This window comes from Burkholderia sp. E168m23, assembly GCF_016586125.1.
Taxonomy (GTDB): domain Bacteria; phylum Pseudomonadota; class Gammaproteobacteria; order Burkholderiales; family Burkholderiaceae; genus Burkholderia; species Burkholderia orbicola.
This window is the reverse complement of sequence record NZ_BCPP01000721.1, coordinates 1-3,736: the sequence shown is the minus strand read 5'-3', so window position 1 is coordinate 3,736 and position 3,736 is coordinate 1. Positions and strand designations below refer to the sequence as shown.

Annotated in this window: 2 protein-coding genes and 2 pseudogenes; 1 reads left to right on the top strand and 3 read right to left on the bottom strand. The window is 67.7% G+C overall.

Annotation, left to right across the window (positions count from 1 at the left end):
• Positions 1–360: pseudogene (locus JMF90_RS28230) on the top strand (MFS transporter); the annotation flags it as partial.
• 13 nt (positions 361–373) lie between these two features.
• Here JMF90_RS28230 and JMF90_RS28225 read toward each other — a convergent pair.
• The 3 genes and pseudogenes from JMF90_RS28225 to JMF90_RS28215 form a co-directional block, all read right to left on the bottom strand.
• Positions 374–736 (bottom strand): YbjQ family protein, encoded by a 363-nt coding sequence (locus tag JMF90_RS28225; protein ID WP_027807238.1) that lies wholly within the window; start codon positions 734–736, stop codon positions 374–376.
• 134 nt (positions 737–870) lie between these two features.
• Positions 871–2,123: pseudogene (locus tag JMF90_RS28220) on the bottom strand (M20/M25/M40 family metallo-hydrolase).
• A 79-nt stretch (positions 2,124–2,202) separates the two neighbouring features.
• Positions 2,203–3,736 (bottom strand): M36 family metallopeptidase (locus JMF90_RS28215; RefSeq protein ID WP_201325710.1); only part of this gene is annotated, 1,534 nt, incomplete at its 5' end.

The window sequence follows — 3,736 nt, the reverse complement described above, 5'->3', positions numbered from 1 at the left end:
GGCGGCGTGATCGCGTTCGGCATCGCGACGATCGTGTTCGGGTTGTCGCGGCACTTCGCGTTGTCGCTCGTGGCGCTGGCCGCGCTCGGCGCGTCGGACGTGATCAGCGTCGTCGTGCGCCTGTCGCTCGTGCAGCTGCGTACGCCCGACGACATGCTCGGCCGCGTGAGCGCGGTCAACTCGTTGTTCATCGGCACGTCGAACCAGCTCGGCGAATTCGAATCGGGCGTGACGGCCGCGTGGTGGGGCGCGCCGGCCGCGATCGCCGTCGGCGGCGCGGCGACGATCGCCGTCGCGCTGGCGTGGATGCGGCTCTTTCCGCAGCTCACGAACATGAAGTCGCTCGAACGCGACGCGTGACGCGCATCACACGTCACGCGTCCTGCGTCACGCGCACGGCCGTGCCGTAGCAGATGACTTCGGTCACGCCCGAGCCGATCTCGGTCGAGTCGTAGCGCATCGCGACGATCGCATTCGCACCGAGCTTGCGCGCCTCGGCGAGCATCTTGTCGAACGCCTGCTCGCGCGCCTTCTCGCACAGCGACGTATAGAGCGTGATGTTGCCGCCGAAGATCGTCTGCAGCGACGCGCCGAACGAGCCGACGATCGAGCGCGAGCGCACGACGATGCCCTGCGCGACGCCGAGCGAGCGAACGGTCGTATGGCCGGGCAGGTCGAACGCGGTCGTGACGCGGGCGGGCGACAGGTCGTCGATGGAGCGAGTGGGTTCGGTCATGATGGGCAAGCGTGTAGCGAGTGGTCGAACGACGATTCTAGCCCGACGGAGAAAAGGCATTCGAGCGGGCGCACCCACGCGGATGAACGCCCGTTTCATTGCCGAATGCGAGAAAACCGCTCGGCGAGGTACGCTCAGCGCTTGACCGTCGCGCCGGCAATGCCGCCGAGATCGACCGCATAGGCCAGCGCCAGCTTGCCGAACTTCAGCGCATGGTTGGCCTGTCGATCGGAGTTCTCCAGCGTGTCGTTCACCGTGTGGATGTATGGGCTGTCGTTCTGGTCGGCCTCGAACGGGAACGATGCCGGATACCCCTGCGCATTCCACGACGCGTGATCCGAGCACGCATAGCCGCACTGCGACGTGCCGATCGCCAGCTCCGGCAGGTAGGTCGCAGCCAGGTTCTTCACGTAGGTGTTCTGCGCCGCGTTCGTGTAGTCGGTGATCAGGTAGATGTCCTCGGATCGCCCTTGTAGTTCGTCATGTCGAGCTGCAGCACGCCGACCACGTTCGCATTCTGCGTTCGGAACTGCTTCGCGATCGCCTTCGAACCCAGCAGGCCGGCTTCCTCGGCCGCATACCCGACGAACTTGATGGTCCGTTTCGGCCGGTAGTTGTTCGCGAGCAGCACGCGCAGCGCCTCGGTGAGGCTGGCGATGCCCGACGCATCGTCGTCGGCGCCGGGCGAGCGCGTGTTCTCCGTCGTGCGGCCGACGGTCGAATCGAGGTGGCCGCCGAGCACGACGGTGCCCGCGGCCGGATCGCTGCCGCGGATCGTCAGGATCACGGATTTCTGCGGAAAACCCGTATGTGCGAACTGCTCGACGGTGATGTCGGCACGCGAACCCGCCAGCTGCTTCCATTGCAGTGCGAGCCAGTCGGATGCGGCGACGCCGTGCGACGTCGTGTAGTAGCGGTTCGTGAAACCGGACAGCGACGTGATCGTACCGACGATGTTGCTGGCCTGCAGTTGCTGGACCCACGTGCCGATCTGCGGCACGTTCGACACCGTGTACGCGGGAGCGGCGGCCTGTTTCGCGAGCGTCGCCGGCAACGGTTGCAGCGCCTGCCGCGCGTCGTCGAACGAATCGTGAATGACGTAGCCGGGCCCGTGGCCGCGCGTGTGGTGGACCGCGTGGGCCAGCTCGCCGAGCCGGGTATCGTCGATCTCGACGACGTGAACGGTTTCGCGGCGCGCGGCGCCGTCGGCCGCCTTGCCGGCGTCGACGGTCGTGCTGTATTGCGCGGTTGCGGTCGCATCGATGCGTTGGAGCTGGCGGAACGCGGTGTCGCCGAGCGTGATCCAGACGGGCGTCGCGTGCGCGGCGGCGGTCAGCAGCATGCCGCCCAGCGCGGCGCTCAGGCGGGTCGGTTTCAGAGTAGGCATGTTCGGTCTCGTGAGGATGGCGATGTCGGAGAAGGGAGCGCGCCGCAGGTCGTGCGACGCGCTCCCGCCTGCTGCGGCATTACGACTTCTGCGGAACGGTCACGCCGTACGTGCAGCTCTTGTTGTACGCGTTGCCGATCGCGGTGAGCTGCGTGCTGCTGTAGCCGAGCGCGGCGGCGGCCGTCAGCACGGCCTGTGCGGCCGCCTTCTGGTTGGTCGAGCTGTTGGTCATCGACAGTCCCTTCAGGAACGCCTTGTCCATCGCCTGCGCGCCGATCGCATCGCGCGCGACGAGGTTGCATGACGCCCAGTACTGGCCGGCCGTGTGGATCTCCGCGCCGCGCGCCTGCGCATAGGTGCGCCCGACGTTCCAGTTGGTCACGCGGCCGCCCCAGAACTCGTTGTGACCGTCCCAGTTGTAGACCCACTGATACTGCGCATCCGACGGGCTCCACTGGTTGAAGTCGCGGCTGTACGCGGCGGCGAGATAGTCGCCGGTGCCTTCCGACAGGCCTTCCTGTTGCGACAGGCCGCCGTTGGTGACCCAGTCGTGGATGCCGTGGCCGAGCTCGTGGATCACGACGTCCGCGTCTTCCGCGTCGTCGACGCCGCCTTGCCCGAAGGTCAGCCGGCCGCTGCTCGACGAATACGACGAGTTGTCGTCGCCCGATTCGCCGTGCGGGTCGTACTGCACGCCGCCCGTGTACTGGTACGGCAGCGCCTTGATGCCGAGCGTCTGGTTCACGTAACGCAGGAACGTGTCGATGTGGTAGTACGCGTTCACGGCCTCGAAATACAGGTTGCCGCGCGTGAATTCGAACGCGGGCGTGGACTGCGACGGGCACGCCTTGTCGAGCGGCGCATCGAAATCGATGCATGCCGCGTACGGGCCCGTCAGCGTGTAGCGCGTGCCCGACTGCGCGAGCTCCTTCAGCGTCACGCGCACGCGTGCGGCCGTGAGTTGCGTCGAATCGGCGTCGCTGCTGTCCTTGTAGCCGGTGCTGCCGTAGCTGCTCTTCGTCGGCGACAGCGGATCGGGGCGGAACACGAAGCCGGTGCCGTCGGTCGCGTAGAACGCCTTGTCCTCGGCGCGCAGCACTTCGCCGCTACCCGAATCGATCAGCAGTTCCCAGTCGCCCTTCGGGCCGTCCTGCGGGCGGCCGCGCACCTTCCACGCGGTGTGCGTGCCGGCCTGGTCGACGAATGCGACGAGCTGGGCGTCGAGATGCGTGAAGCCGCTCACGCCGAGATACGCGCGGGCGCGGTCGAGCGCCTGCTGCTGGTCGACGGCCTGCGACTTGCGCGTCGTCGCGACCACGCCGCTGATCGTGTTGCTTGCGACGTACAGGATGCGGCCGTCCTTCGCGACGGTCACCGCGATGTCGCTGCCGTACACGGGTAGCCCGGCAGCCTGCTGCTGCAGGCGCACGACGGTGAAGTCGGCATCGTTGCGTTCCGACGTGACGACGAGGCTCGCGAGCGCCGCCGCGTCGAGGCCGAGCTGCGCCGCTTGCGACGCGACGAAGTCGCGCGCGGTGGCGGCGGGCGTCGCGGCGGCTTTCTTGACGCGCCAGGCCGGGTTGTACAGCGTGACGGCGACGCCGTCCGCGCGG

What these genes read in the sequence shown, in the direction of transcription:
- JMF90_RS28225 (WP_027807238.1), bottom strand. Translation starts at nt 736, where the DNA reads ATGACCGAACCCACTCGCTCCATCGACGACCTGTCGCCCGCCCGCGTC.